The organism is Candidatus Hakubella thermalkaliphila (assembly GCF_013281975.1).
In the GTDB taxonomy this organism is placed as follows: domain Bacteria; phylum Actinomycetota; class Humimicrobiia; order Hakubellales; family Hakubellaceae; genus Hakubella; species Hakubella thermalkaliphila.
Genome location: NZ_BLRZ01000329.1, coordinates 1 through 945, shown reverse-complemented (window position 1 = coordinate 945; position 945 = coordinate 1). Strand labels below are relative to the sequence as shown.

Genomic DNA, 945 nt, shown 5'->3' with positions numbered 1-945 from the left:
CAACGTGGGCATAGTGGAGGTCCATGAGATTACCGAGTTTCCCACTGAGGCCTGGAGAAAAATCATTGAAATCAATCTGACTGGTTACTTTCTGTGTGCTAGAGAGGTGGCCAACGTGATGAAGGAGCAAAGAAGGGGTGTGATTATACAGGTAAACTCCAAAGCCGGCAGGCAGGGAAGTCTGTGGAGTGGGGCCTATTCGGCCTCCAAGTTTGGCGGTATCGGTCTTACCCAGAGCATGGCTCTGGATCTGGCTCCTTACGGAATCAGGGTAAACGCTGTCTGTCCAGGCATTCTTCTGGATTCCCCCTTGTGGACAGAATACCTCTATAATGAGTGTGCCCAAAAATGGGGTCTTTCCCGGGAGGAGGTCCGGAAGAAGTATACCGATGAGGTCCCCCTGGGTAGAGCGTGTACCTATGAAGATGTGGCTAATGTGGTGGTCTTTTTATCCTCTGATCAGGCCTCCTACATGACCGGGCAGGCCATTAACGTGACTGGGGGCCTGCAGATGGGGTAGGGAACTAGATAACCTGACCTCTATCGATACCGCACTTACATGGGAAAGTGTCTCTAAGGAATCGCCCATGCACCGCGGCGCACCACGTCGCATGAAAATTGTGTCATTTTCAAGGGAGAATAAGGCTGGAGGCGAGCTGAGGGTTTGGGTACCCAAATTGTATCTTATGTGTCCCTAAGGAGCTGTACTGCGTCTTTTATGGGGAGACTACCCGGAGAAGTAAGAGAGGGGGAACAAATTGCCTTCCAGGAAGGTGACTATCGATATCGGCATTAACGGGGCCTTTCTTACCCGGCGCTGGGAGGAACCGGATAACTTCATGCGTCTGACTAAAGAGCTGGGCTATCCCTATCACGAGCTCTGCTCCGATGTCCTGGATCCCTTCTTTAGCGGAGACAAATCCTTTCAAATGGCCACGGCCAGGG

Annotated in this window: 1 protein-coding gene and 1 pseudogene; both read left to right on the top strand. The window is 52.0% G+C overall.

Going from position 1 to position 945, the window contains the following annotated elements; translation table 11 throughout:
* Nucleotides 1-520: SDR family oxidoreductase (locus HW443_RS11930; protein ID WP_176238297.1), on the top strand; the 520-nt coding region annotated here is incomplete at its 5' end.
* A 238-nt stretch (nt 521-758) separates the two neighbouring features.
* A pseudogene (locus HW443_RS11925) lies at nt 759-945 on the top strand (sugar phosphate isomerase/epimerase family protein); the annotation flags it as partial.